Below are 1,122 nucleotides of genomic sequence, written 5' to 3'. Positions count from 1 at the left end.
GTCTGGAGGATATGCTCCATTTCCTGCCGATCGTGCGGCTGCATCTTCCGCAGCTTGATAATCTGACGCATGATCCCGGCGTCGTAACCGTTGGCCTTAGCTTCCAGATAGACGTCCTTGATATCGTCGCTGATGCCCTTCTTCTCTTCTTCCAGGCGCTCGATGCGCTCCAGAAAAAGCCGCAGTTGGTCGGCCGCTACATTGCCTTCGGACATGTCAGTTTCCTTCGTGGTTGAGAATTGAGAGGGGCGGGAGGCCAAGCTGTTCGCGCATTTGCCGTGTCCGCGCCTTCACGGCGTCCCGGTGCTGCCGATGCTGGAGTAAGGCCAATTCGCGGGCCGGATTTGACGGCTCAGCAGGCATCAGCCAGCGGGCGAGGAACGAGCGCATCACTTGCCCTCCTCCCGCTTAGCCGCCCGATCAGCATGGCGATGGCTCTGGCGCATCCAGTGGTCGCCATCCCGCCGCGCCTTCCGCGCCGCTTCTGCGACTGCCTGTTCGGTGGTGAGGGGCTTCATGCGACACCCGCCAGCTTAGGCCCGTCCAACCGAGCAAGCCGCGCCCGCAGCGCATCAATAGCCCGCGTGGCCTCATCCAAAGCGTCCGCGCCAATCTCGCGCAGCTCGCCGTCATCGATCGCACCGGGCGTTTCGAGGTCCGTCATGGCCGCGCTGATGAGGTGCGCCAGCTTGAGGATGTGGCACAGCTTCTCGCCATCGGTCGTGGAATCGGCGTTGATCTCGACCAGCTTCATACCGATGAGCGACAGGACGCCATTGGCGAACCGTCCATTCCATTCGCGGCATCCCAGCAGGAACGACGACACAGGCATTTCAGCGAGTGCAGTTGCGTAATTGCTGGCCCGATCTTCACTCTTGCCCAGCACACGGCCGACGTCTTTCCACGTCAAACCGTCCTGTTTTTTGATCTCGCTGAGGTCGTCGCCCAACTGTGCAAGTGCAACACTCGCGGAAAAGCTGGACCGTCTGCCGTGGATTTGCGGGTTGCGGGTCATGCAGAAGCCCTTTCATGAACATGATCGGAAACATTGGCGAGCGAACCACCAGCGACCATGGCAGGACGCCCGCCTTCACCGGCGCTAGGGGCGGCGGCTATGGGGAT

The 1,122-nt window shown here is 61.4% G+C and carries 3 protein-coding genes; all 3 read right to left on the bottom strand.

Annotated elements, in window-relative coordinates; translation table 11 throughout:
• On the bottom strand, window positions 1–215 hold a 215-nt coding region (locus RQH62_RS24895), incomplete at its 3' end, for a DUF2312 domain-containing protein (RefSeq protein WP_311271334.1).
• 174 nt (window positions 216–389) lie between these two features.
• Complete coding sequence (locus RQH62_RS24890) at window positions 390–518, bottom strand: hypothetical protein (RefSeq protein WP_311271333.1); 129 nt, start codon at window positions 516–518, stop codon at window positions 390–392.
• The gene (locus RQH62_RS24885; protein ID WP_311271332.1) at window positions 515–1,015 is read right to left on the bottom strand and encodes a hypothetical protein; all 501 of its coding nucleotides are present in this window, start codon (window positions 1,013–1,015) and stop codon (window positions 515–517) included. Before RQH62_RS24885 ends, RQH62_RS24890 begins: the two co-directional genes overlap by 4 nt.
• Window positions 1,016–1,122: the final 107 nt, after the last annotated feature.

It is taken from the genome of Sphingobium sp. WCS2017Hpa-17, assembly GCF_031843765.1.
In the GTDB taxonomy this organism is placed as follows: domain Bacteria; phylum Pseudomonadota; class Alphaproteobacteria; order Sphingomonadales; family Sphingomonadaceae; genus Sphingobium.
This window is presented reverse-complemented; position numbering and strand designations above follow the sequence as displayed.

Coding starts and splice junctions, on each gene's coding strand:
- RQH62_RS24885 (WP_311271332.1), bottom strand. CDS start 1,015: ATGACCCGCAACCCGCAAATCCACGGCAGACGGTCCAGCTTTTCCGCG.
- RQH62_RS24890 (WP_311271333.1), bottom strand. CDS start 518: ATGAAGCCCCTCACCACCGAACAGGCAGTCGCAGAAGCGGCGCGGAAG.